At 63.9% G+C, this 23,915-nt stretch carries 20 protein-coding genes, 2 tRNA genes and 1 pseudogene; 12 read left to right on the top strand and 11 right to left on the bottom strand.

The annotated features are described in order from the left end of the window. Positions 1-54: 54 nt before the first annotated feature. Both CV_RS05955 and CV_RS05950 read left to right on the top strand, forming a co-directional pair. On the top strand, positions 55-549 hold the full coding sequence (locus CV_RS05955; protein ID WP_011134770.1) for a DUF3768 domain-containing protein: 495 nt from the start codon (positions 55-57) through the stop codon (positions 547-549). Then, positions 549-1,109: a hypothetical protein gene (locus CV_RS05950; RefSeq protein ID WP_011134769.1), complete on the top strand. Its 561-nt coding sequence runs from the start codon at positions 549-551 to the stop codon at positions 1,107-1,109. The genes CV_RS05955 and CV_RS05950 overlap by 1 nt, the downstream gene beginning before the upstream one ends. Before the next feature lie 8 nt (positions 1,110-1,117). Here CV_RS05950 and CV_RS05945 read toward each other — a convergent pair whose 3' ends face one another. Beyond that, positions 1,118-1,465 carry a helix-turn-helix domain-containing protein gene (locus CV_RS05945; RefSeq protein WP_011134768.1) on the bottom strand — a complete coding sequence of 116 codons (348 nt, stop codon included), beginning with the start codon at positions 1,463-1,465 and terminating at the stop codon, positions 1,118-1,120. A 164-nt stretch (positions 1,466-1,629) separates the two neighbouring features. Here CV_RS05945 and CV_RS05940 point away from each other — a divergent pair, with 164 nt between their 5' ends. The 3 genes from CV_RS05940 to CV_RS05930 all read left to right on the top strand — a co-directional run bounded on the left by CV_RS05940 (position 1,630) and on the right by CV_RS05930 (position 4,233). Then, positions 1,630-2,640: a toxin-antitoxin system YwqK family antitoxin gene (locus CV_RS05940; protein WP_011134767.1), complete on the top strand. Its 1,011-nt coding sequence runs from the start codon at positions 1,630-1,632 to the stop codon at positions 2,638-2,640. A gap of 51 nt (positions 2,641-2,691) precedes the next feature. Continuing rightward, positions 2,692-3,207, top strand: coding sequence for a hypothetical protein (locus CV_RS05935; RefSeq protein ID WP_147296210.1), 516 nt, complete (start codon positions 2,692-2,694; stop codon positions 3,205-3,207). A 144-nt stretch (positions 3,208-3,351) separates the two neighbouring features. Further along, positions 3,352-4,233: a GTPase family protein gene (locus CV_RS05930; protein WP_011134765.1), complete on the top strand. Its 882-nt coding sequence runs from the start codon at positions 3,352-3,354 to the stop codon at positions 4,231-4,233. 180 nt (positions 4,234-4,413) lie between these two features. Here CV_RS05930 and CV_RS05925 read toward each other — a convergent pair. From CV_RS05925 to CV_RS05905, 5 genes are all read right to left on the bottom strand, one after another. Beyond that, positions 4,414-4,490 (bottom strand) — tRNA-Met (locus tag CV_RS05925). Positions 4,491-4,925: 435 nt separating this feature from the next. Beyond that, positions 4,926-5,552, bottom strand: coding sequence for a VC0807 family protein (locus CV_RS05920; protein WP_011134763.1), 627 nt, complete (start codon positions 5,550-5,552; stop codon positions 4,926-4,928). A 154-nt stretch (positions 5,553-5,706) separates the two neighbouring features. Then, positions 5,707-5,892, bottom strand: a complete 186-nt coding sequence (locus CV_RS05915) for a hypothetical protein (protein WP_011134762.1) — start codon at positions 5,890-5,892, stop codon at positions 5,707-5,709. 451 nt (positions 5,893-6,343) lie between these two features. After that, entirely contained in the window at positions 6,344-8,413 is a 2,070-nt protein-coding gene (metG, locus tag CV_RS05910; RefSeq protein WP_011134761.1) for a methionine--tRNA ligase, read from the bottom strand. 144 nt (positions 8,414-8,557) lie between these two features. Continuing rightward, positions 8,558-9,817, bottom strand: a complete 1,260-nt coding sequence (locus CV_RS05905; protein WP_011134760.1) for an MFS transporter — start codon at positions 9,815-9,817, stop codon at positions 8,558-8,560. Positions 9,818-10,089: 272 nt separating this feature from the next. Between CV_RS05905 and apbC the strand changes: the two genes are divergently transcribed. The 6 genes and pseudogenes from apbC to CV_RS05875 all read left to right on the top strand — a co-directional run bounded on the left by apbC (position 10,090) and on the right by CV_RS05875 (position 14,644). Continuing rightward, on the top strand, positions 10,090-11,241 hold the full coding sequence (gene apbC / locus CV_RS05900; RefSeq protein ID WP_080509111.1) for an iron-sulfur cluster carrier protein ApbC: 1,152 nt from the start codon (positions 10,090-10,092) through the stop codon (positions 11,239-11,241). Positions 11,242-11,249: 8 nt separating this feature from the next. Next, on the top strand, positions 11,250-12,029 hold the full coding sequence (gene murI / locus CV_RS05895) for a glutamate racemase (protein ID WP_052278771.1): 780 nt from the start codon (positions 11,250-11,252) through the stop codon (positions 12,027-12,029). A gap of 64 nt (positions 12,030-12,093) precedes the next feature. After that, a complete protein-coding gene (locus CV_RS05890) occupies positions 12,094-12,537 on the top strand; it encodes a ribonuclease domain-containing protein (RefSeq protein ID WP_011134757.1) in 444 nt (147 codons plus the stop codon). After that, positions 12,528-12,806, top strand: a complete 279-nt coding sequence (locus tag CV_RS05885; protein WP_043595607.1) for a barstar family protein — start codon at positions 12,528-12,530, stop codon at positions 12,804-12,806. The genes CV_RS05890 and CV_RS05885 overlap by 10 nt, the downstream gene beginning before the upstream one ends. Positions 12,807-13,200: 394 nt before the next feature. After that, a pseudogene (locus CV_RS05880) lies at positions 13,201-14,434 on the top strand (dicarboxylate/amino acid:cation symporter). A 120-nt stretch (positions 14,435-14,554) separates the two neighbouring features. Then, positions 14,555-14,644 (top strand) — tRNA-Ser (locus CV_RS05875). 190 nt (positions 14,645-14,834) lie between these two features. On the opposite strand, the gene CV_RS05870 is transcribed toward CV_RS05875, so the two are convergent. The 5 genes from CV_RS05870 to CV_RS05850 form a co-directional block, all read right to left on the bottom strand. Beyond that, a complete protein-coding gene (locus CV_RS05870) occupies positions 14,835-15,977 on the bottom strand; it encodes an osmoprotectant ABC transporter ATP-binding protein OsmV (protein ID WP_011134752.1) in 1,143 nt (380 codons plus the stop codon). Continuing rightward, positions 15,977-16,606: an ABC transporter permease gene (locus CV_RS05865; RefSeq protein WP_085953310.1), complete on the bottom strand. Its 630-nt coding sequence runs from the start codon at positions 16,604-16,606 to the stop codon at positions 15,977-15,979. Before CV_RS05865 ends, CV_RS05870 begins: the two co-directional genes overlap by 1 nt. A gap of 29 nt (positions 16,607-16,635) precedes the next feature. Further along, positions 16,636-17,565: a glycine betaine ABC transporter substrate-binding protein gene (locus tag CV_RS05860; RefSeq protein ID WP_043595605.1), complete on the bottom strand. Its 930-nt coding sequence runs from the start codon at positions 17,563-17,565 to the stop codon at positions 16,636-16,638. Positions 17,566-17,593: 28 nt separating this feature from the next. Further along, positions 17,594-18,310: an ABC transporter permease gene (locus CV_RS05855; RefSeq protein ID WP_011134749.1), complete on the bottom strand. Its 717-nt coding sequence runs from the start codon at positions 18,308-18,310 to the stop codon at positions 17,594-17,596. Positions 18,311-18,864: 554 nt separating this feature from the next. Beyond that, positions 18,865-19,452 carry a HupE/UreJ family protein gene (locus CV_RS05850; RefSeq protein WP_011134746.1) on the bottom strand — a complete coding sequence of 196 codons (588 nt, stop codon included), beginning with the start codon at positions 19,450-19,452 and terminating at the stop codon, positions 18,865-18,867. Positions 19,453-19,770: 318 nt separating this feature from the next. Here CV_RS05850 and CV_RS05845 point away from each other — a divergent pair, with 318 nt between their 5' ends. After that, the gene (locus CV_RS05845) at positions 19,771-23,913 is read left to right on the top strand and encodes a response regulator (RefSeq protein WP_158303301.1); all 4,143 of its coding nucleotides are present in this window, start codon (positions 19,771-19,773) and stop codon (positions 23,911-23,913) included. The last annotated feature ends 2 nt before the right edge of the window (positions 23,914-23,915 follow it).

The raw sequence follows: 23,915 nt of genomic DNA, 5'->3' as shown, positions 1-23,915 counted from the left end.
CTCTGGCCTGGCCAGACAGGGGATTTTTTATGCCCGTCATTTGGAGATCTCTTTATGCATCACCACATCGAAACGCTGGACGGCCGCGTTTGTCCCGCTCAAGACGCCACCGGCATCCGCCAATGGCTTGCCGATCTGCTATCTGGCTCGCACCAAGCGGCTCCGGCCACGCTGCTATTGAGCATCAACAAGCTGCCGCAAACCGGCGCCTGGTTGCTGAATCAACTGCGCACCGCCGAACTCAATGATCAGCTGCGCGCGGGATTGCCGTTCTCCACGCACAGCTTGGGCCAAGTGTGCTGCACGCCAGGCTTTGCCGCACTGGCCGAACCTGAGCGCTTCCTCGCCGCGATCCGGGCGGCCCACGTGTTCCATGCCAGCAACGATCCTTATCTGGAGCACGACTTTGGCCAGGTGCAGATCGACGGCGATACCGTGTTCTGGAAGATCGACTACTACGCGCTGGATAGCGAATTCGGCAGCGAAGCCCCCTGGGATGCCCAGCAAACGCGCCGAGTGCTGACCCTCATGCTGGCGGAGGAATACTGATGCCGACACTTCATCCACAAGCAGACGCACACTGGGTCATGGCCATCCCCGTGCTCTCCACCTCGCACATTCGCCAGCAAACCCACGCTTGGTTGCAGATCAATGTCGGCGGCTGGATCGCACTGGAGTACGCCGAGTACAGCCATGGCTTCTTCATCGCCCTGGGTGAAAGCGATAGCGATCCCGCCGAGTGGTTTCCAGATCATCCCGATCTGCAGCACATTGCCAGCTGGGTTAAGTCGAACTGCCCCGCCGCGACCTGGATGCGGCTGGATGCGGATGGCGATGTGATCGACGCCTTGCCCAGTTACGACTGGGAAGAGGGCGATAGGGATAGCCAGGCAGCAACCGGCAGCACAGTGCCGTCCGAGTCGCTAGCGATTCTGGTCGTCATTTCAGGTGGGGAAGTCGAAGGCGTGTATGCCTCGCAGGGGGATTGCGAGGTGAAGATCGTGGATTTGGATGACGCCGACGATGATGCAGAGTATTTCCCGCTGAGCGGCTTCGCGGATCAAACCGCGTTTGCTGCCTACCGCGATCAGCTTCACTGCGTGCGCTAGCGCCGGGGTCAGCACTGCGCCAGGCGGTCGCTCAGTTGCTCCACCATGTCCACCACCAACTGGCGATCCGCCTGCTTCAAACGAGCCAGCAGTTGTTCTAGGTAGCGTGCCTGATCGCCTGGATTGACGCTGGTTTCCGACAGCAGGTCATTCACGCTGCAACCCAAGACTTCAGCCAGTTCCAACAGCCGGACCAAGGTTGGCTTGATGCGTCCGCGCTCCAGGCGCGATATCGCTTCCAAGCCAACGCCCAGCTTCTCCGCCAGGTCTTCCTGGTTCATCCCCAGCGCCTTGCGATGGCGGGCCACGGCCTGCCCGATCCGCTGGTTCAACTGTTCCACATCAAGGTTTGACATTACACGCTCCATTTCAACCTTAATGGTCGTGAACCAACCCATTGACATGAAGTGCCCAAAGAGTTGAAATTCAACCTTTTAAGTAGAATTTCAATGCAAAGGGGCGATATCCCTCGTCATCCCGAATCGCCCGTTCTCTCCTCTATCGAATAAGGAAATCTGTGATGAACCCCCTCCCGCGCATCCTGCTGCTCAGCTGCGCGATGGCTGTCGCGCTAGCCGGCTGCTCCGGACATGTCCTGGAGTTCCGCAACGCGGAAGTCGTCAACGGCAAGATCTACAAAAGCGGCGCCAATGAGCCCTTCAGCGGCAAGGTAAGCAATGTGCCTGCCGCGCAGATCTTCCGTGGTCTGGATGGCATCAGCGCATTTCTCAGCACGACTAAGAACGTTCTTGGCTCTCCGCTGGATGTCTCCTCCCTCTGCACGGTCGAAATTCAGGATGGGATGCTGGACGGCAAGGCTGATTGCCAGCCACCCAATTCCAGCCATCTCGTCATGCAGTTGAATTTCAGCCAGGGCTTGCTGGATGGAAACTTCAAGACCTTCACGCCCGCAGATTCCGATCAGCCGGTCATCAGCGCCACCTTCAGCAAGGGCCGAGCCAATGGAAAGTTGGAAATCTTCAGCCCGCAAACCCACAAGCTGATCTACCACGTGAACTGGGAAAACGGCAGCCTGGTCGGCACCGAGGAAGGCTTCGATGCGAATACCGGCAACCTGACCGCGCGCGCCCAGATAGCAAACGGCAAGCTCCAGGGCGAACAGATCCGCTATGCGCCTGATGGCAAGCGCGTCATTTACCGGGTCAAGTACGTCAATGGCCTCAAGGAAGGCATCGAGGAGGCATACGACCCCGACTCCGGCAAACCGACCTTGCGTGCCGAATGGGCAAACGGCGCCCTGAACGGCACGTATCAGACCTGGAAAGATGGCGTTCTGGATCAAGATGGGAAATACGAACACGGCACCGAAATCCAGCTTAGCTCCGCCTATGACCGGGAACGCGCGCAAGAGACTTCCCAGTCACCCGACGCCCTCAGCGCCTGCCAGGAGGCCTGGGTCGCGGCATTCCGCAAAGCGTCCCCGAATGGCGACTTCGCCTTGATCCGCCAGGATCAGCTGGCTGAATGGGAACAGCAATGCAAACAAGGCAAATCCCCTGCCAATACCTAAACCCTTTTACAAACAGCACGATCTGAGAATCGTGCGCTTACCGTGGAGAACATGATGCGTAAATTGACCCTATTGGCCCTGGCCAGCTTGCTGAGCTGCAGTTCCGCCTTCTCGGCCGGCGGCAAGAACTCCGCCGAGTATCGCGAAGCCTACCAATGCGCTTTAAACGGTTTAAAAGAAGGCAGCGCGGGCGGCGCAGCATTCTGCGTGGGCAATGCCAGAGACCCATCCAAGCTGGAAGAAAAAGCTTACGCCGATGCCGAGCGCGACTTTAAGCGGATGAAGAATGGCGGCACCGCTGCGGCGCAAGGCGGCTGCGCCTTCCACCACGCCACCTGGATCGCCAATGGCACCCATGCCGATGGATTCGAGGAAGGCCTGCAGCAGATCACCAATCTGAAGGCGGCCGCCAATTTGGTTTTCATGCGCGATATGAAGTTTTACGACAGTCGCAATATGGAGATCCCCTGGAGCGTGGCGCAGAAATGGTTTTACAAGAAGGGAGATCGCGGCGTGATCTCGCCATTCGCCAAGAAGACCTGCAATAAAGCCCAGCTAACCGGCTAAAGCCTATTCAGCCGCTTAGTTGGTACCTGGTCCGATGGCCTGCCCCAAGCTGAGCAGCATTCTTTTTGATCCCCTTTGACGGCATAACACCCATCCTCAGCTCACCGAGGATGGGCGTGCTATTTTTATTCCATGGAGAAAATCATGATACCGCCTGCCTCACGGCAAGAACTGGCGCAGTGGCTGCAACAGCCCTTCCAGTCCCATGCCGGCGCATTCAGCGACGAACAGCTGAACAAACTGCGCGAGCGCATCGAAGAGCTGGTGAATTACGAAGCCGCCGTTGGCTTGATGGGCAAAAGCGGCGCCGGCAAGTCCAGCCTATGCAATGCCCTGTTCGGGCAGGACGTGGCCGAAGTCGATGACGTGGCCCCCTGCACCGTCGGCGCTTCCGAATACACCCTGGCCTACCAGAACGGCAAAGGCATCTCGCTGATTGATCTACCCGGCGTCGGCGAACGCCAGGATAAGGAAGCCGCTTACGCCAAGCAGTATCAAGAGATGCTGCCGGAGCTGGATCTGGTGCTGTGGCTGATCAAAGCGGATGATCGCGCGCTGAGCGTGGACGAGCAGTGCTATCAGCGCCTGATCCTGCCCTATCTGATCGAGCACGATATTCCGTTGCTATTCGTGGTGAATCAGGTAGACAAGATCGAGCCTTGCCGGGAGTGGGACTTCATCCACAGCATGCCCGGCCCGCAGCAGCGGACCAACATCAGCCGCAAGCAGATGCAGGTCAGCCAATTGTTCAACGTGCCATTGACCCAGATCTTCGTCACTTCCGCCGTGGAAGGCTACGGCCTGCAGATCCTGATCGAGCAAATCATCCATAGGCTGCCCAAAGAAAAAAAGTGGAGCGTCACGCGGGAGACCCGCGCCGAGTACGTGACGCCTTCCATGCAGCGGGAATCCATAGGTGGGCTCTGGGACACGATCAAGGAGGCCGCCAAGACGATCTTGCGCGAAACCTGGACCACGATCTCGCATCGCGTAGAAAGCTGGTTCAACAAACTGTTCAGTTGGTAGTAGAGAACAACAGGTAGCTTGAGGAAGGGGATGCTAGGCATCGCATCCTGCAGGAACCGCCTGCTGACCGCGTAGATTCACAGCGACCGAGACGGATCGAATCCGCTTACACAGCGGTTACACGGTCCGGAAAAGCAAAAAGGCCAACTTCGAAAAGTTGGCCTAAGTGCTTGCTTTATTTGGTTGCGGGGGCAGGATTCGAACCTACGACCTTCGGGTTATGAGCCCGACGAGCTACCAGACTGCTCCACCCCGCGTCTGAATTCTGTGCTGCGTTTCGTGCAGAGATCCGAACTATACCTAATCATACCCAATCCGTCAACACCTCTGCGAATTTTTCTTTAAAACCTCTCGCGCACCGGCTTCATAATCCTTAACAGATGCCGGCGGCAAAAACATAAGCGGTCAACAAAAAACCGCTACATTGACATCGTGGTCGGCGCCGATGCGTAAGCAAAGGCGGCCAGCTTCCCATCCGGGTCTGCCAACCTGATGGGTAGCCAACCGGCCTTGTGCATTTTGACAGGTATTGCAAGCTGCGTGCGACTGCCAGCGCATACAGCCCAGGCGATGCCTGTTCTCCTAAGTGTTCATCACGGAACTTCGGGCCGCCTTGCGCGGCCCTCTTTTTTTGTCCAACCGGCCGAATTGTATACCAAATAAATACAAAATGCCAATAAGATACCAGCTCTTCAGCCGCTAGCCGCCGCATGCGGCAGGGTGTGGGCCATGCGCTTGCGCATCACCCAAGTCGCGGCAGTCAACACGCCCATCACGCCGTAACTGACCCATGGCAGCAACAAGACTGAACGCTCCACCGGCCAATGCCAGGCCAGCCAGCTGCGCAACGCCATTTCGGCCACCAGGCCGACGCCCCACATCGCCGTCATCGCCCTGATCCCGCGGCGGAAACCCGCTTGCAGCCACAGGCGCTCGCAGCGTTCGCGACCGCCCTCCTCCCGCCTCTCGATCGTGGCCCGGGCGAGGTAAAACACCAGAGGCCTCGGCAACAGCAAGGACAACAGGAAGGCGATGCCGAACAAGCCCGTCAGCAGCGACTCGCGCAGCAACAGCATCTTCTCCCCGCCACCCAGCAACATGGCCAGCAAGGACAGGGCGATGCCCAGCAGCACCATCATGCTCAGCGCATCCACGCGCCGCGTCCGCCAGAGCTCCCACAGGCTCCAGACGATAGGGGGAATGGCGGAAAACAGCAGCCCGCCCACCTCGCCCCAATGCGGCTTGGCCCAGCGGTAACAAAGCCAGGGCAGCAGGAAATTGACAAGCAGCTCGAGCAACAGCAGAACGCGTCGCGACATGGCGCGGACTCCAGATTGAAACCGCTACAGTGCAGACCGGCCATGCAATTGTCAATGAGCGGCGTACCGCGCCGCAAAAACCAAGCCCCGCTCAAGGCGGGGCTTGCGTGCGCCGGCACGTCGCGCCGGCGATGGCGGAATCGGGAAGGCCAGCTTAGGCGGCGGCCTGGATGAACCCGTTGGCGGGATACATCGCGCTGGCCAATCCCAGCGCAGACTTGAAAGTCACTTCAAACATCTTGCCGACCTGGCGTACGCTGACCACTTCGTAGTGGACCACGCCGCCGCAGTCCTTGTGTTCGAAAACTTTGTAGCCTGGCTTCAGTTGCGAGATTTTCATGATTCAATCCTTATTCTTTTTCTCGATAAAAAACAGATAGATATTCGGTGTTTGTCAGCGGCCGCAGGAAAAAGTTCCAGTCAGCGCCATGACGAAGCAACCGCCTGCCTGCAATCTAGCAGGCAAGGATGACAGCCCCGTGACGAAATCCGCCATCAGCCACCCTCCATTTAAGACGAATCCGCGCGGTACGCCTCCGCATCCGCGCCATCCGTCCATGCTACGGCATGCCCGCCATCCACCGCCCCCGGACTTTTGTCAGTTTTCGCCGCGCGGCGGTGACAAGAGCCCGTGGCGACTGGGAAATGCGCAGGCAGGCCGCCTTGCTGCCGGGTAAAACAAGACCCCAGTTACCAATATGGCAACCGGGGCCAGGATAACCAAGCATCATCAAAATACCTGGTGATACTACTTATCTGCCATGACCTAGGTCAATGGCGGACGGCGCAAATCAGCCTACGCGCATGCCAGGCTTCACGCCGGCGTCCACATCCAGCAGGAACAGGCCTTCGCTGTCGTCCACGCCGGACGCGCAGACGATCATGCCCTGCGACACGCCGAAGCGCATTTTGCGCTCGGCCAGGTTGGCGACCACGATCACATGGCGGCCGACCAGCTTTTCCGGCTCCTGATACGCCTTGCGGATGCCGGAGAAGATGTTGCGGGTCTCGAAGCCCAGATCCACCTTGAACTGCAGCAGTTTGTCCGAGCCTTCGACGAAATTGCATTCCAGCACCTTGCCGACGCGCAGGTCGACCTTGGCGAAGTCGTCGATCTTGATGGTTTCGGCCAGCGGCTCGTGCGCGGCGGCTGCCGGCGCGTCTTGGATAGCTTGCATATTCTGTTTGTTCGCTTCTATCAGTTTGTCGATCAGCGCCGGGTCGATGCGCTGCATCAGGTGCTGGTAGGCATTGATCTTCTTGCCCAGCAGCAGGGTTTCCGCGTCGTGCCAGGACAACGGCGCCACGTCCAGGAAGGCTTCCACGCCTTCGGCCAGCTTGGGCAGCACCGGCTTCAGGTAGATGGCCAGCAGGCGGAAGGCGTTGACCAGCACGGTGCAGACGTCCTGCAGGCGCGCGTCCTGGCCTTCCTGCTTGGCCAGCTCCCAAGGCTTGTTGGCGTCCACGTAGCCGTTGACGATGTCGGCCAGCGCCATCACGTCGCGCAGCGCCTTCGCGTACTCGCGCGCTTCGTAGGCGGCGGCCAGCTCCTCGGCCGCGGCCTGCAGCTTGGCCAGGATCTCGCCGTCGGACACCTGGGCGGCCAGCATGCCGTCGAAGCGCTTGGCGATGAAGCCGGCGGAGCGGCTGGCGATGTTGACGAACTTGCCGACCAGGTCGGAGTTCACCCGCGCGACGAAGTCGTTCAGGTTGAGGTCGATGTCCTCGATGCGGCCGTTCAGCTTGGCGGCGATGTAGTAGCGCATCCACTCCGGATTCAGGCCGCAGTCCAGGTAGCTCTTGGCCTGGATGAAGGTTCCGCGCGACTTGGACATCTTCTGGCCGTCCACGGTCAGGAAGCCGTGGGCGAACACGCCGGTCGGCGCGCGCAGGCCGGAGTAGTTCAGCATCGCCGGCCAGAACAGCGCGTGGAAGTACAGGATGTCCTTGCCGATGAAGTGGTACATCTCGGTCTGGCTATCCTTGGCGAACCACTCGTCGAAGTTCAGGTTCAGCCGCTCGCACAGGTTCTTGAAGCTGGCCATGTAGCCGATCGGCGCGTCCAGCCACACATAGAAGTACTTGCCCGGCGCGCCGGGGATCTCGAAGCCGAAGTAAGGCGCGTCGCGGCTGATGTCCCAGTCCTGCAGGCCGCCGCCTATCCACTCGTTCATCTTGTTCAGCGACTCTGGCTGCAGGTGCGGCTGCACCGCGCCGTCGGCGCGGCGGCTGGCGCCGCTGGTCCAGGCCTTGAGGAAGTCGGCGCATTCGCCCAGACGGAAGAAGAAGTGCTCGGAGGTTTTCAGCACCGGCTTGGCGCCGGACACCGCCGAGTAAGGGTTCTTCAGCTCGGTCGGGGCGTAGGTGGCGCCGCAGACTTCACAGTTGTCGCCGTACTGGTCCTTGGCGGAACACTTCGGACATTCGCCCTTGACGAAGCGGTCTGGCAGGAACATCTGCTTTTCCGGATCGAACAGCTGCTCGATGGTGCGGCAGGCGATCTTGTCGTCGGCCTTCAGCGCCAGGTACACCTGCTCGGCCAGCGCCTTGTTTTCCGGACTGTTGGTGCTGTAGTAGTTGTCATGGCCGATCAGGAAGCCCTGCGAATCGGCGACGTGCAGCTCGCGCACCTCGTTCACCAGCTGTTCGGGAGTGATGCCGCGCTTCTCGGCGGCCAGCATGATGGGCGCGCCGTGGGTATCGTCGGCGCACACATAGTAGCATTCGTGTCCGCGCATCTTCTGGAAGCGCACCCAGATGTCGGTCTGAATCTGCTCCAGCATGTGGCCCAGGTGCAGCCCCGCGTTGGCGTAAGGCAGCGCGCTGGTCACCAGAATCTTGCGTTTGGTCATTCGGATCATTCCCCAGTAAGGCAATCTCAAGCGGTCGATTATAGAGACAGAACAGACGGGCGGCCATCTCGCCGCGCCGCCGATATTGCCGCGCACAAAAAACACAAGCCCGGACGCGCGGCGCCCGGGCTTCTAACGGTTGGAGCGGACAGCTCAGGCGCCCTGGCCGGCCAACTCGCCCTGTTGTTCCGCCGGCGCGGCGCGCTCGGCCATCGCGATGCCCACCATCTTGCGGCCCAGCAGCACGTAAGCCAGCGAGAAGCACAGCGCCAGCACAGCGAAGCCGGCGAGGCCGGTCGCCTGGTAAACCTGGCGGAACAGCTCGATGCCCACCGCGTAGCCGGCCATCGAGATCATGCTCATGCTGGCCGAGATGGTGCCGCGGCCGGCCTTGTCGCAGGACATCAGCGCGAAGCGGTACAGCACGCCGAAGGCCATGCCTTCGCCGAAAGCCATCAGGCTCATGCCGGCCACCATCCAGTATTGGGGAAGCGACGAGGTCAGCACGCCGCCCACCATCACGGCCAGGCCGCCGACGATGGGCCACATGCCCACCAGGGCGGAGCGGCCCAGCGGCCAGCGGTCGGCGATCACGGCCAGCGCCAGGTTGCCGGCGATCAGGCCGCCGAACACCGGGATCTGCATCAGGCCGTACTCGACGGCGCTCATGTGCAGATCGCGCACCAGCAGCACCGGCGACAGCGCGATCCAGCCCATCAGCGGCAGCGCCAGCAGCGGAATGCACAGCGCGGCCAGCACGAAGCGGCCATGGCCGAACACCTGCAGGTAATCGCGGCCCATGCTGGACAGCGGCAGCTTCTCATGGCTGGGCTCGACCGTTTCCGGCATGCGCAGGAACAGGCCGATCAGCGCCAGGAAGGACAGGCCGGCGATGAACAGGAAGCCGGTGCGCCACGGCGCCAGCTCCAGCAGCGCCGCGCCGGCCAGCGGGCCGACCAGCGGCGCGATCAGCGCCACATTGGCCATCAGCGCGGTGACGCGCACGGCGGCGGTTTCCTCGAACGACTCCTGCAGCGAGGCATAGCCGACGGCGTTGATGAAGCACAGGCCCACGCCCTGCAGCAGGCGCAGCGCGATGAAGGCCTCGATCGAGCTGACCAGGTAGGTGGCCAGGCAGGCGATGGTGAAGTAAGCGACGCCGAACAGCAGCACCGGGCGGCGGCCGATGCGGTCGGACAGCGGGCCGGTCAGCCAGGGCAGCAGCGCGCCGCCGACCAGGAAGGCGGTCATCGAGGTCGGTGCCCAGGAGGCGTCGACCAGAAACTCGCGGGTGACGGCCAGCATCGCGGGCTGGACCATGTCGTTGCAGATGTAGACGGCGAATTCGAACAGGACCAGGGCCAGCGGGAACAGCAGATTGGCCCAGGTAAGCTTGGCGTGTTTGGACTGCATAAAGCGGAGAAAGCCTTTCGATCAAAGAGCAGGGCCCGCGGCCTGACGGGGCCGAGCCTTGGAACGAGCGCCGCGCGTTTGCGGCGGCGAACCGGAAATTCTACGCTTTTCAAAGACTTTTATCAAAAAAAACTTATAAACCAAACGCTGATACGCAATAAATTCCCTGCCCGGCCACGACGCGCAGGAGTAAGATACGAAGATCGCGGGGCGCGATGCGCCCGGGAAAGAATCCGATTAAAATCGTCGGATATCCCCATCCGGACTTCCGCATGCTCTCCAAACTCACCCGCCTGTTCGGCGGCCAAGCCGACCGGGCCACCCAGAACGAAACCATGGCACAGCTCGAAAACCAGATCCTCGAAACCCTGAAGCCGTTGATCGACGCCAACACCGGCAAAAGCTACGTCGCGGCCAAAAACGTCAAGAACCTCAAGTGCGGCGACGCCGAGATCAGCCTGGACGTGGTGCTGGCCTACCCTGCCAAGAGCCAGTTCGATGCCGTGCGCCAGCAGTTCGAGGCGGCGCTGGCGCCGCTGGCCGAAGGCCGCGCGATCAAGATCGCGGTGAGCGCCCAGATCGTCAGCCACTCCGCCCAGCGCGGCGTGCCGCTGCTGCCCGGCGTGAAGAACGTGATCGCCGTCGCCTCCGGCAAGGGCGGCGTCGGCAAGTCCACCACTGCGGCCAACCTGGCGCTGGCGCTTGCGGACGAGGGCGCGCGCGTCGGCCTGTTGGACGCCGACATCTACGGCCCGTCGCAACCGCTGATGATGGGCCTACAGGGCCAGCGCCCGGAAACCGCAGACGGCAAGCTGACGCCGCTGTCCAACCACGGCATCCAGACCATGTCCATCGGCTACCTGGTGGACGCCGACCAGGCGATGGTGTGGCGCGGCCCGATGGTCAGCCAGGCGCTGCAGCAACTGCTGAACGACACCCGCTGGGACGATCTGGACTACCTGGTGATCGACATGCCGCCGGGCACCGGCGACGTGCAACTGACGCTGTCGCAGAAAGTGCCGGTCACCGGCGCGCTGATCGTCACCACGCCTCAGGACATCGCCCTGCTGGACGCGCGCAAGGGCGTCACCATGTTCCAGAAGGTGGGCGTGCCAATCCTGGGCCTGGTGGAAAACATGGCCATCCACGTCTGCTCCAACTGCGGCCACGCCGAGCACATCTTCGGCGAAGGCGGCGCGGTCAAAATGGCGCAGGACTTCGGCGTGGAGCTGCTGGGCTCGCTGCCGCTGGACCTGGCGATCCGCCAGGCGGTGGACGAAGGCAGGCCCAGCGTGGCGGCTGATCCGTCCGGCAAGCCGGCCGAACTGTACCGCGCCATCGCCCGCCGCGTGGCGGTGAAGGTGGGCGAAAAGGCCCAGGACTTCTCCGGCAAGTTCCCCAAGATCGTCATCCAGAACAACTGAGCGGCAACATGATAGCGATGTACGATTCCGGCCTGGGCGGGCTGTCGGTGTGGCGCGCGGTGCGCGCCGCCCTGCCCGACTGGCCGATCACCTACCTGGCCGACCAAGCCTACTGCCCGTACGGCCCGCGCAGCCGCGAGGAAATCATCGCGCGGGCGTTGAAGGTCGGGCATTACCTGGTCAGCCAGGGCGCCACCCTGCTGGTGGTGGCCTGCAACACCGCCACCACCGCCGCCATCGCCGCGCTGCGCGCCGAGCTGTCGCTGCCCATCGTCGGCATCGAGCCAGCGATCAAGCCGGCGGCGGCGATGAGCCGCACCGGCCGCATCGCGGTGCTGGCCACCGAGTACACCTTGGCCAGCGAGCGGGTGAAGACGCTGCTGGACGACCATGCCGGCGACGTCGACGTGCTGCGCCGCGCCGGCCACGGCTGGGTGGAGCAGGTGGAGGCCGGCGAGCTGTCCAGCGAACGCACCCGCGCGCTGGTGCGCAAGGTGGTGGAGCCGCTGATAGACGAGAACATCGACCACATCGCGCTGGGCTGCACCCACTACCCCTTCCTCGCGCCGCTGATCCGCGAGGTCACCGGCGACGGCATCCAGCTGTACGATCCGGCCGAGGCCATCGCCCGCCGCGTCTGCGACCTGCTGCGCCGGCACGGCTGCGACAGCCAGGGGGACCGCTACTATCGTTTCATCACCACCTCGGACGACGCCGGCGAGATGGCGCTGCGGCTGCCGCAGCTGATCGGCCATCCCTATCCGGTGGAGTCGCAGCCGCTGGACTGAACGCTTCTCCCGCCTCCGCCGCCCGGCTAGAATGGAGCGGCACCCTTTGCCTCCAGGTTTCATCATGAAAACAAGATTGCTGTTACTGCTGCTGTCGGCGCTGAGCCTCCCCGCGCTGGCCGCGCCGTCCTGTCGCGACGTCGCCGCCAAGGTCAATCAGCAAGCCTCGCGCCAGCTGGACGCGGCCGAACTCGGCGACGTGCTGCAAAGCCTGGGCCGCGACGGCCGGCTGCCAGGCAAGTTCGTCACCAAGCGCCAGGCCCAGGCCGCCGGCTGGAAGCCGGGCCGCAACCTGTGGAGCGTGGCCGGCCTGCAAGGCAAGTCCATGGGCGGAGACCGCTTCGGCAACTACGAAAAACGTCTGCCGCCCGGCCAATGGCAGGAGGCGGATTTGAGCTATAAAGGCGGCAAGCGCGGCGCCAAGCGCCTGCTGTTCAGCCGCCAGGGCCAGCGCTTCGTCACCGTGGATCACTACAACAGCTTCATCGAGGTCCCGCCATGCCAGTAAAAGTGTGCGAGCTGCGCCATATCCGCAGCCTGGATCAACTGTACGACGAGCTGCAGCGCCAGCTGCCGCTGCCCGGCCATTTCGGCCGCAATCTGGACGCGCTGTACGACAGCCTGGCCAACGATGTCCAAGGCCCGTTCGAGTTGCTTTGGCGCGACACCGAGGAAGCCCGCCGCGGCATGGGCGCCGACGTTTACGCCACCGTGCTGGAAATTCTGGAAACCGTCGCCGAAGAGCGCGGCGACGTCACGCTCGACATCCACCACTAAGCCCGGCCCGCCGCGTTGTCGCCGCGCTACACGCGCGGCATGAGCGCCGCGGGCTTTTTCATGCCTGCCGCCTCTTCAGCGCATCATGAAATGCTTAAGTCTTTAACTTCACTACAAAATATTCGAATTCGAACTGCAATTGTCGAAATCCCGTCAAGACAACCTCGTACTAACACTCTATAATCGCTTACCTTCAGCCGGCTGCTCCTGTCGGACAACAACAGGTACAAGGCCCTGAAAACGGGCTTAAAACAACAAAGTAGCCCGGCCACTACATGGCGAAACATGCCGGACACACGGCACGCACACATGACCCCATCCACTGACCGCATGTCATGTCATGAAAATGCGACGCTCGTTTGAAAACGTCTCAAGAACAGGCAGGAACAACTGAATGAAGTCGAAAAAACTCACGGCCTTGATTCTGGTCGGAATGCTGCTGGGCATCCTGGTAGGCTATCTCTTCCGTCAGCACGCAGGCGATGACGCCGCCGCGATCAAATCCTTCGTCGATGGCATGTCCATCCTCACCGACATTTTCCTGCGGCTGATCAAGATGATCATCGCCCCGCTGGTGATCTCCACGCTGGTGGTCGGCATCGCCAAGATGGGCGACGCCAAGTCCGTGGGCCGCATCGGCGGCAAAACCATGGGCTGGTTCATCCGCCTCGCTGGTGTCGCTGACCCTGGGCCTGATCATGGTGAACATCCTGAAGCCGGGCGTGGCGCTGAACCTGCCGCTGCCGGACATGCACGCCGAATCCGGCATCAAGGCCAGCGCCATTTCGCTGAAGGACTTCGTCACCCACGCCATCCCCAAGAGCGTGTTCGAGGCGATGGCCAACAACGAGATCCTGCAGATCGTGATCTTCTCGGTGTTCTTCGGCAGCGCGATGGCCGCGCTGGGCGAACGCGCCAAGGCGCTGATCGACGTGATCGACGTCGTCGCCCACGTGATGCTGAAGGTCACCAGCTATGTGATGAACTTCGCGCCGCTGGCGGTGTTCGGCGCCATCGCCGCCACCGTGGCCAAGGAAGGCCTGTCCATCCTCGGCACCTATGGCAAGTTCATGGCGCAGTTCTATTTCTCCATCGGCATCCTGTGGGCGCTGCTGATCGCCGTCGGCGTGCTGATCGTCGGCCCGCGCCTGTTGCACCTGATGGGCATGATCAAGGAACCGCTGCTGCTGTCGTTCACCACCGCCAGCTCCGAAGCCGCCTATCCGAAAACCCTGGAACAGCTGGAGCGCTTCGGCGTGTCCAACAAGATCGCCAGCTTCGTGCTGCCGATGGGCTACTCGTTCAACCTGGACGGCTCGATGATGTACTGCACCTTCGCGGTGATCTTCATCGCCCAGGCCTACGGCATCGACCTGACGCTGGCGCAGGAAATCTCCATGCTGCTGATCCTGATGCTGACCTCCAAGGGCATGGCCGGCGTGCCGCGCGCGTCGCTGGTGGTGATCGCCGCCACCCTGGCGCAGTTCAACATCCCGGAAGCCGGCCTGCTGCTGCTGCTGGGCATCGACCACTTCCTGGACATGGGCCGCTCCGCCACCAACGTGGTGGGCAACTCCATCGCCACCGCCGTGGTGGCCAAGTGGGAAGGCGAGTTGAAGCGCCACTGAGCCCGCTTCGCCCCGCGCCAACGCCACCCTTCGCGGTGGCGTTTTTCATGGGCGGAAAACTGCAAGAAACTATTGACAGTACGGGCTCGCACCGACATAATGCGCTCCTCGACTGACACCGGAGAGGTGGCAGAGTGGTCGAATGTACCTGACTCGAAATCAGGCGTACGTGCGAGCGTACCGAGGGTTCGAATCCCTCCCTCTCCGCCAGTAGAACGCAATCAAGCCCTGAGCAATCAGGGCTTTTTTGTTGCCTGCTTTGCTCGCATTCCCGCGCGGGATGCTCTCCGCGTTCGGCAGCGAAACGCGCCCAATCCAGTCCAGCGCCTCCCCTAGAGCGCCGTCCGCGGACGCAAAAAAGGCGCAAATATCGCGCCCTCCTCACCCGCCCGCAACCGCATCAAGCCAACGCGGCTTCCTTTCTGCGCGTGCGGCCCGAATGCAGGTAATCGGCGATATAGTCTTGCGACACTTCCCCGCAGTAACGTTCGGCCTCGTCCACCACCGGCATCCAGGTGAGGTTGTGCTCGTACAACCGGGACAGCACGATGCGCAGGTTCTCGCCGACGCCGGCCGTGACTTCGATCCGATTGAGCTTGTCGCGGCAGCGGCCGTCGCCGGATTTGGCGTCGCGGCGCTTGACGAAGCCCAGCGGCTCGCCGGCCTCGCCCACCACGGTCAGGTGCAGCAGATCGGCGTCGTCCATCATGCCGTAGGCGGCGGACAGCGGCGTGTCCAGCCGGGCGGTCAGCGTCTCCCGCTGTTCGGCCACCTCGCCCGCCTTCACCAGCAGCAGCCGCTTCAGCGTGCGGTCGTGCCCGACGAAGCTGGCGACGAAATCGTCGGCCGGCCGCGCCAGCACTTCGTCCGATCCGGCGCACTGCACCATCCGCCCCTGGCGGAACACCGCGATGCGGTCGCCCAGCTTGATCGCCTCGTCGATGTCGTGGCTGACCAGCATCACCGTCTTGCCCAGCTGGCGCTGCATCTGCAGGAATTCGTTCTGGATCTGTTCGCGGTTGATCGGGTCCACCGCGCCGAACGGCTCGTCCATCAGCAATACCGGCGCGTCGGCCGCCAGCGCGCGGATCACGCCGATGCGCTGCTGCTGGCCGCCCGACATCTCGCGCGGATAGCGCTGCAGGAAGCGGTCCGGATCCAGCGCCACCATATGCATCAGCTCGCGGGCGCGCTCGCGGCAGCGCTTCTTGTCCCAACCCAGCATCCGCGGCACCACCATGATGTTTTCCTCGATGGTCATATTGGGGAACAGGCCGATCTGCTGGATCACGTAGCCGATGTGCCGGCGCAGCGTCACGGTGTCGATGCCGGCGGTGTCCTCGCCGCCGATCAGCACCTTGCCGGAGGTGGGTTCGATCAGACGGTTGATCATCTTCATGGTGGTGGTCTTGCCGCAGCCGGACGGGCCGAGCAGCACGCAGATCTCGCCTTCGGCCACCTTCAGGCTGACGTTGTCCACGGCCTTGAACACCTGGCCGTTCTTTTGGGTGAATTGCTTGCAGAGATTTTGCAGTTCTATCATCAGCGGATTCCTTTCGGTGTCAGCGCGCGCTGGGCGCGCAGCAGCAGCCAGTCCATGGCCACGGCGAGCAGGCTTACGGCGAGGGCGCCGGCGATCAGCTTGCGGATGTCGCTCTGGCTGATGCCATGCAGGATCAGCGTGCCCAGGCCGCCGGCTCCGACGATGGCGGCGATCGCCATCACGCCGATGTTCAGCACCACCGCGGTGCGGATGCCGCCGAAGATCACCGGCACCGCCAGCGGCAACTCCACCCAGCGCAGGCGCTGCCAGAAGGTGAGGCCGATGCCGCGGCCTGCCTCGCGCACGCCGGGCTCCAGCTGGGTCAGCGCCGCGTGGGCGTTGCGCACGATGGGCAGCAGCGAATAGAGGAAGGCGGCAGTGACGGCCGGCACCGCGCCGATGCCGTGGCCGATCAGCGAAAACAGCGGAATCATCAGGCCGAACAGCGCGATGGCCGGAATGGTCAGCAGCACGGTGGCCAGGCTCAGCACCGCATCGGCGGCGGCGGGAAAGCGCACGATGGCGATGCCCAGCGGCACGCCCAATACGACCGCGAGGCTGACGGCGACGCCGACCAGGGTCAGATGCTGGCCGGCCAGCGCGCCGATATAAGACAGATTGGCCAGCATGTAGCGGCCGGTTTCCAGCAGGGTTTCCATCACGCGCCCTCCTTCGCCAGGCCATGGCTGCGCAGAAACTCGGCCGCCACCTCCTTGACCGGGCGATGCCGGATATCCACCTCGGCGTTCATCGCCGACATGGTGTCGTTGTCCAGCAAGGACGCCAGCCGGTTCAAGTCGTCGGCGAGGCCGGGATTGCGGTCCAGCGCGGCCTTGCTCGCGACCGGCGTCGCCGCGTAGGCCGGGAAGAAGTTCAGGTCATCCTGCAGCACCAGCAGCTCGAAGCCCTTGATCCGGCCATCGGTGGTGTAGACCAGGCCGGCGTCGACAAAGCCGTCGCGGACCGCGTTGTAGACCAGGCCGGAATCCATCTGCCGGATCTGCGGCCGCGACAGCTCCATGCCGTACAGCTGCTGCAGCGGCTTGAGGCCGTCCGGACGGCCGGCGAACTCCATGTCGAAACCCAGCTGCCAGCGCTTGTCGCCGCCGTTGCTGCGGTTCACCGCCCGCGCCAGGTCCGACAGCGTGCGCACGCCTTCGGCTTCGGCGCGCTCGCGCTTCATCGCCAGCGCGTAGGTGTTGTTGAGCGCCGCCGGATTCAGCCAGATCAGCCCCTTGGGCTCGTCCAGCCGCTTGACGGTGGCGTAAGCCTCCTCATTGCTCATCTTCTGCTGGATGCCGTGATGGATGATCAGGCCGGTGCCGGTGTAATCCCAGGCCAGGTCGATCTGCCCGTGCTCCATCGCGTTGCGCAGGATGACGGTGGCGAGGTCTGGCTTCTGCGCCACTTGATAGCCCTTGCCGCGCAGATACTGCGCGGTCAGCTCGGACAGCAGGTGCTGCTCGGTGAAGTTCTTGCTGCCCAGCGTCAGGCCGGCGGCCGCCGCCGGCGCGGACAGCGGCGCCAGCGCCGCGGCCGCCAGGCAGACGACTGCCAGCCAGTTGCGAAAAGACGCGATCATTTGCATTGGAAACCTCTCATTCATGCCCGGCTCCTCAGGCGATGCCGCGCGCGGCGGCCAGTCGGCCGACCAGCGCCACCGACTGGTCCAGCGCCAGCGCGATCAGCGCGGTGCCGCCGGCGCCCAGCAGCAAGGCGGTGTGGTTGTTGAGATAGATGCCGGGGAAGATCAATTCGCCGTAGCTGCTGGCGCCGATCAGAAAGGCCAGCGGCGCGGTGCCGACATTCAGCGCCAGCGCGACGCGCACGCCGGACAAGATCACCGGCAAGGCGTTGGGCAGCTCCACCCGCCACAACCGCTGCAGCGACGTCATGCCGATCGCATCGGCCGCCTCCAGCATGGCGGGCGGCAAGCCGGCCAGGCCGGCGTAGGCATTGCGCACGATGGGCAGCAGGGACGCCAGGAACAGGGCGGCGATGGCCGGCGCGTCGCCGATGCCCACCACCGCCATGGCCAGGGCCAGCACCGCCATCGGCGGCAGGGTGTTGCCGATATTGAAGATCTGCATCCAGGACTCGGCGCTGCGCCGCAGCCGCGGCCGGCTGAGCAGGATGCCGCTGGGCAGGCCCACCGCCAGCGCCAGCGCCATCGAGACGCCGACCAGGTAGAGATGCCGCCCGCCCAGATAGATCAGGTCTTCGCGGTATTCCGCCCACACGGCCGGGCCAAGGCCGTAATACAGTCCCGCCGCCGCCAGGGCGGCCAGGATCAGCCAGATAGTATTGCGCTTGCCAAACGCTCTTTTGTGCATCTGCGTCCTCCTTGGCGGATGGCGACGATGAAACCGTCGGCGATCCGCTGTAATGATCGCGACAACCAGAGAGCTGCCAGTAGATTTTCAAGACATCCGGCCAAGCCGGATACGGGGCGCGTAAAGCGCGGGAACGGGCGCAAACCCGAGATTGAGCGGCGCACCAGGCGCCGAAGAACGAAAAGACTATAACATCGCCCAAATCAACATGCAAACAATCTAATATTCAAAAACACCATAACAATCTTGATATTGCAAGATAAAAATCCAAATAAATTCATTTTTTTGATACTAATGTACTAAACAGGCTTCCCAGCCGGCAGGCTTCGCGCTGACGCCCATGCAGCCGGGCGGCCGCATCCGCAGACGCGCAAAAATTCATTTAAAAACAATCATCTACTCTCGATTTTTCCGTGCTGGGCCGATCCATCGCTCAGGCTTCCCATGCCCGCCTCGACGTTTCCCAAAGGCATAAAAAATCGGAAGCCGAGCTTCCGATTCATTGCCTCGATGCTGCCCCGGCGCCGGCCGGGAACGGGATCTTCCTCCACGCGTCAAAGCACGCCGGCCAGGTAGCCCGCGCCCAACAAGGCGATGCCGCCGCCCAGCGCGCGCGCGTACCAGGCGCTGCGACGCTTGAAGAAGGCGCCGATGCCCATGCCGGCGACGTGCAGCATCATGGTGCCCAGCACCATGCCGGACAAGGCGGCTACGGCCTGGCCGGCCGGCAGCTCGCCGCCGTGGGCGATGCCGTGGAACACGGCGAACAAGCCCACCACCGCCATGCCCCAAGGCAAGGCCATCTTCACCCTGGCGCACACCAGCAGGCCCAGCACCAGCAACGAAGCGGCGATCATCGGCTCCACCGCTGGCACCGCCGCGCCGGTGAAGCCCACCAGTCCCCCGACCAGCAGCAAGGCGGCGAAGGCGAACGGCATCGCCCACACCTGGCGGGTGGCCAGCACGCTCCACACGCCCACCGCCAGCATGGCGGCGAAGTGGTCCAGCCCGGTGAACGGGTGGACGAAGCCCATGAAGAATGCCGAGCCATGGTGGATGCCGGCGTCGCTGCCGATGTGGGCCACGGCCAGGCCCGGCAGCAACGCCAGCAGGGGGAAGGATAGCCAGGTGCGTGTTTTCATCTTGTTTGCCTCATTGTTCAATCCAGAAATCCGGCTTGGCCGCCGGTATGGGACATGAATCGTACAACGGCGCCGCCCGGCGCGCCAAAATCATCGTCCCGGGGCGCGCCGTCCTGGTCCTGGCTCTGGTCCAAGCCCATGCTCTCAAACCTTTAAAATTCCATCCACATTTCCCACCGATTCATTCATACGTCTTGATTCCGGCCAAAATACCATCCCATTCGACCTCCCCCCCATGCCAAAAGGCATGGCGATGAACTAATTTGAATGGGTGAGGCGCCCCGCACCCAGATGGCGGAGCCCGGAATGGAGCCCGTGATGACAGAATCACAGTCAAAAAGACTGTTCGGTTTCGACAGACGGATCGCATTGCTTGGCCTGCTGGCGTGGGGCCTGCTGGCCATGGCCGTCACCTGGGTCGCCGGCGAGCACGAACGCGAACGCGCGCTGACGTCCATGCACAACCGGCTTGCCTCGCTGGCGCAGCTGAGGCTGGAAATGCTGAGCCAGAGCCTGGAGCGCTACAGCCAGAGCGTGCGCTTCCTGGCCGACACGCCCCCGGTCGCCGGCTTGGCGCGCGCCAGCCTTGGCCAGGATTTCGACGCTGAGGAACAAAGCTCGGGCGAATTGTGGCGTCGGCGCATGACGGCGATTTTCCAGGCCTTCGCCGCCACCGCGCCGGAAACGCTGCAATTGCGGCTGATCGGCGCCGCCGACGACGGCCGCGAACTGGTCCACGTGCTCAACAGGCCCAACGGTGCGGTCAGCCTGCCGCCATCCGCGATGCAGCGCAAAAGCGCTTCCGACTACTACAAGCAGGCGATCCGGCTCTCTCCCGGCGAGGTCTACCTGTCCGACATCCGGCTCAGCCGCGACCGCAGCCGCGACGAGAAAGAGCCGCCCTTGCCCGTCCTGCGGCTGGCCACGCCCATCCATGATCCCCGCGGCAAGCTGTTCGCCGTGCTGTCCATCAATCTCGACGCCCGCCACCTGATGTCCTATCTGCGGGTGGGCAGCGGCGAAAGAAACGTCCGCGTCTACATCAGCAACCAGGATGGCGACTTTCTCGACCATCCAGATCCAAACAAAACCTTCGGGCAGGACCGGGGCAAGCGCTGGCGCTGGCAGGACGAGTTCCAGCCCTTGCCTGCTCCCGAGGGCCACGACGGCCTGCAGCTGCTGCGCTCCCCGTCCGGGAACGTCTACGCGGTGACCCGCCGCCTGGCGCTGGCGCCGCAGAAACACGATGGACGCAGCCTGGTGATCACCGAGGCGCTGCCCGAATCCGTCGTCGCCAACGCGGTGGACACCGCGCGCCGCGACACGCTGTTGGCGATGTGCGTGGGCGGGCTGCTGGTGGCGGCGCTGGCCTGGATACACCAGCGCCAGCGCAACCGCCTGCACGAGCGGATACGGCAGATGAACGCCTCGCTGGAAAGCCAGGTGCGACAAGGCACCCAGGAAGTCCGCCGCTACGCCGCGCTGCAGCGCGCCATTCTCAACGACGCCAGCTACGCCATCGTCGCCACCGATCAGACCGGTTTGGTGACCTTGTTCAACCCGGCCGCGGAAACGCTGCTGGCGGAACGCGCCGACGAAGTGGTGGGCCGCCGCCGCCTCACCGACTGGCTGGACGCGTCCGAGCTGGAACGGCGCTCGCTCCAGCGGGCCGAAGACAGCCACCTGCCGCCGAAGGAGGCCTTCGAGACGCTGGTCTCCCGCACCCGCGACGGCCAGGCCAGCCAGCAAGAATGGACGCTCACCGCCAGCGACGGCCGCCGCATCCCGGTATCGATCGCGATGACCGCGCTGCGCGGCGACGACGGCGAGCTGCAGGGCTTCCTCGCCATGGCCGCGGACATTTCGGCCCAGCAGCAATACCAGCGCGAACTGATGAGCGCCCGGGACCAGCTGGCCACGGCTGCCGACGTGGCCGAGCTCGGCATCTGGATCTGGCAGCTGGCCGACAACGCGCTGGAGTGGAACGCGCGGATGTTCGACATCTATCAGCTGCCCGAGGCGCTGGGCAAGGAGGGCCTGAACTACCGCCATTGGCGCGACCGCGTGCATCCCGACGATGCGGACGAGGTGGAGCGCCTGCTGAACGATGCGGTCGCCGGCCGCGGCGTCTATGCACCGACATTCCGCATCGTGCTGCCGGATGGGCGGATACGCCACATCCAGGCCGCCGCCCTGGTCGAGTTCGACGACGACAATCGGCCGTATCGCGTCACCGGCATCAATCGCGACATCACCATCCAGCACGACATCGAAACCGCGCTGCGCGAATCCAAGGAGAACGCCGAGGCCGCCAGCCGGGCCAAGGCCAACTTCCTGTCCAATATGAGCCATGAGATCCGCACGCCGATGAACGCCGTGCTGGGCCTGGCCTACTTGCTGGAAAAACACGGACTCCCCGCCGAGGCGCTGGACCTGGTGCACAAGATCCGCGTCGCCGGCCGCTCGCTGCAGGCCATCATCAACGACATCCTAGACTTCTCCAAGATAGAGGCCGGCAACCTGGAGATCGAACAGGCATCGTTCCGCCTGGCCGACGTGCTGGACAACCTGTCCACCATCATGAGCGCCAGCGTCGGCAACCGCGACATCGAGCTGATCATCGCGCCGCCGCCGCAGGACATCGACTACCTGCGCGGCGACGCGCTCCGGCTGGAACAGGTGCTGATCAACCTGACCAGCAACGCGATCAAGTTCACCGAGCACGGCCACGTCAAGGTCAGCATCCAGCCGCTGGAGGCCAGCCCCAGTCAGGTGCGGCTGCGCTTCGCCGTGGAAGACACCGGCATCGGCATTCCCAAACCGAAGCAGCGCGAACTGTTCCGGCCCTTCACCCAGGCCGACGCCTCCACCACCCGCCGCTTCGGCGGCACCGGCCTGGGACTCGCCATCAGCCAGCGGCTGGTGGCGCTGATGGGCGGAGAAATCGGCCTGTACAGCGAGCCCGGCCAGGGCAGCGCCTTCTGGTTCACGCTGCGCTTCCCCCGCGAGCAGGGCATCAGGCTATCCTCGCCGGAAATGGCCGATCTCAACGTGCTGATCGCCGACGACAACCCCATCGCGCGCGAGACCCTGGGCGTCACCGCCAGCGAACTCGGCTGGAAAGTGCGCTCGGTCGAGTCCGGCCGCCTGGCGGTGGAAAAGGTGATGGCCATGCTGGACGGCGATCAGGCGGTCGACGTGGTGGTGCTGGACTGGAAAATGCCGGACATGGACGGACTGGCCGCGGCCCAGGCCATACGCCAGGCCTGCCGCGGCAAACGCATGCCCATCATCCTGATGGCCACCGCCTACTCGCGGGAAGTCCTGCAGGCCGAGCCCGCCGCCGAGCTGGTGACCGAGGTGCTGAACAAGCCGGTCACGCCGTCCGGACTGTACAACGCCGTGGCCCGCGCCTTGCGGCCGCAGACCGCGCCGCCGCCGCAGATTCAGCACGGCAACCGGCTGCAAGGCCTGCGGTTGCTGGTTGTCGACGACAGCGACATCAACCGCGAAGTGGCGCAGCGCATTTTCGAGGACGAGGGCGCCTCCGTCGCGCTGGCCAACGATGGCAAGGAGGCGCTGGACTGGCTGGGTTTGCACGGCGGCGAGGTGGACATCGTGCTGATGGACGTGCAGATGCCGGTGATGGACGGCTACGAGGCGACGCGGGCGATCCGGGCCACGCCGGCGCTGGCCCACCTGCCGGTGGTCGCGCTGACCGCCGGCGCCTTCCTGGCCCAGCAGGACGCCGCGCGCGAAGCCGGCATGAGCGACTACATCGCCAAGCCTTTCGACGTGGAAATCGCCATCGGCCAGCTCCGCCGCCTGGCCGGCCGGCAAAGCGCCGCCCCGGCAGGCTCGGGTCCCATCCAGGCGGCCGCGCCGGCCGACCTGCCTGGACTGGCGATCTCGCGCGGCCTGCAGATCTGGCGCGACCCCGAGGTCTATCGGCAATACCTGCGCAAGTTCGCGCGCGACTACGGCGATTGCGCGTCCACCATGCGGCTGGCCGGCAAGGTGGTCGCGCAGGCGCTGGCCCACAAGCTGAGGGGCGCAGCCGGCAACCTGGCGCTGGACGAGGTGTCCTCGCGCGCCGCCGACGTGGAGAGCCGGCTGCAGGCCGGCAACGATGCCGGGCCGGCGCTGGATGCGCTGCGCATCGCGCTGGCCCGGGCGCTGGACTCCATCTCCCGTTACGCGCCCGTCTCCGCGGCCGGCGGCGCCGAGGACGCGCCGCCGATGGACGCCGGCCAGCTGGGCGCCTTGCTGCACCAGGCGGTGCGGGCCTTCAACCAGGACGATCCGGCCGCAGTGGAGCCGGTGCTGGCGCAACTGGACGCCTTGCTCAGCGCCGCGCAGATGGCGCCGCTGCGCGACGCGGTGGAAAGCTTCGATTTCCGCGGCGGGGAAGCCGCCGCGCAAGCCCTGGCCGAAACGCTGGGGGTTTCCGAGGAAAGGTGAAA

The organism is Chromobacterium violaceum ATCC 12472 (genome assembly GCF_000007705.1).
Classification (GTDB): Bacteria; Pseudomonadota; Gammaproteobacteria; order Burkholderiales; family Chromobacteriaceae; genus Chromobacterium; species Chromobacterium violaceum.
Note: the sequence above shows the minus strand (reverse complement) of the source record. Positions and strands in the feature narration are given on the sequence as shown.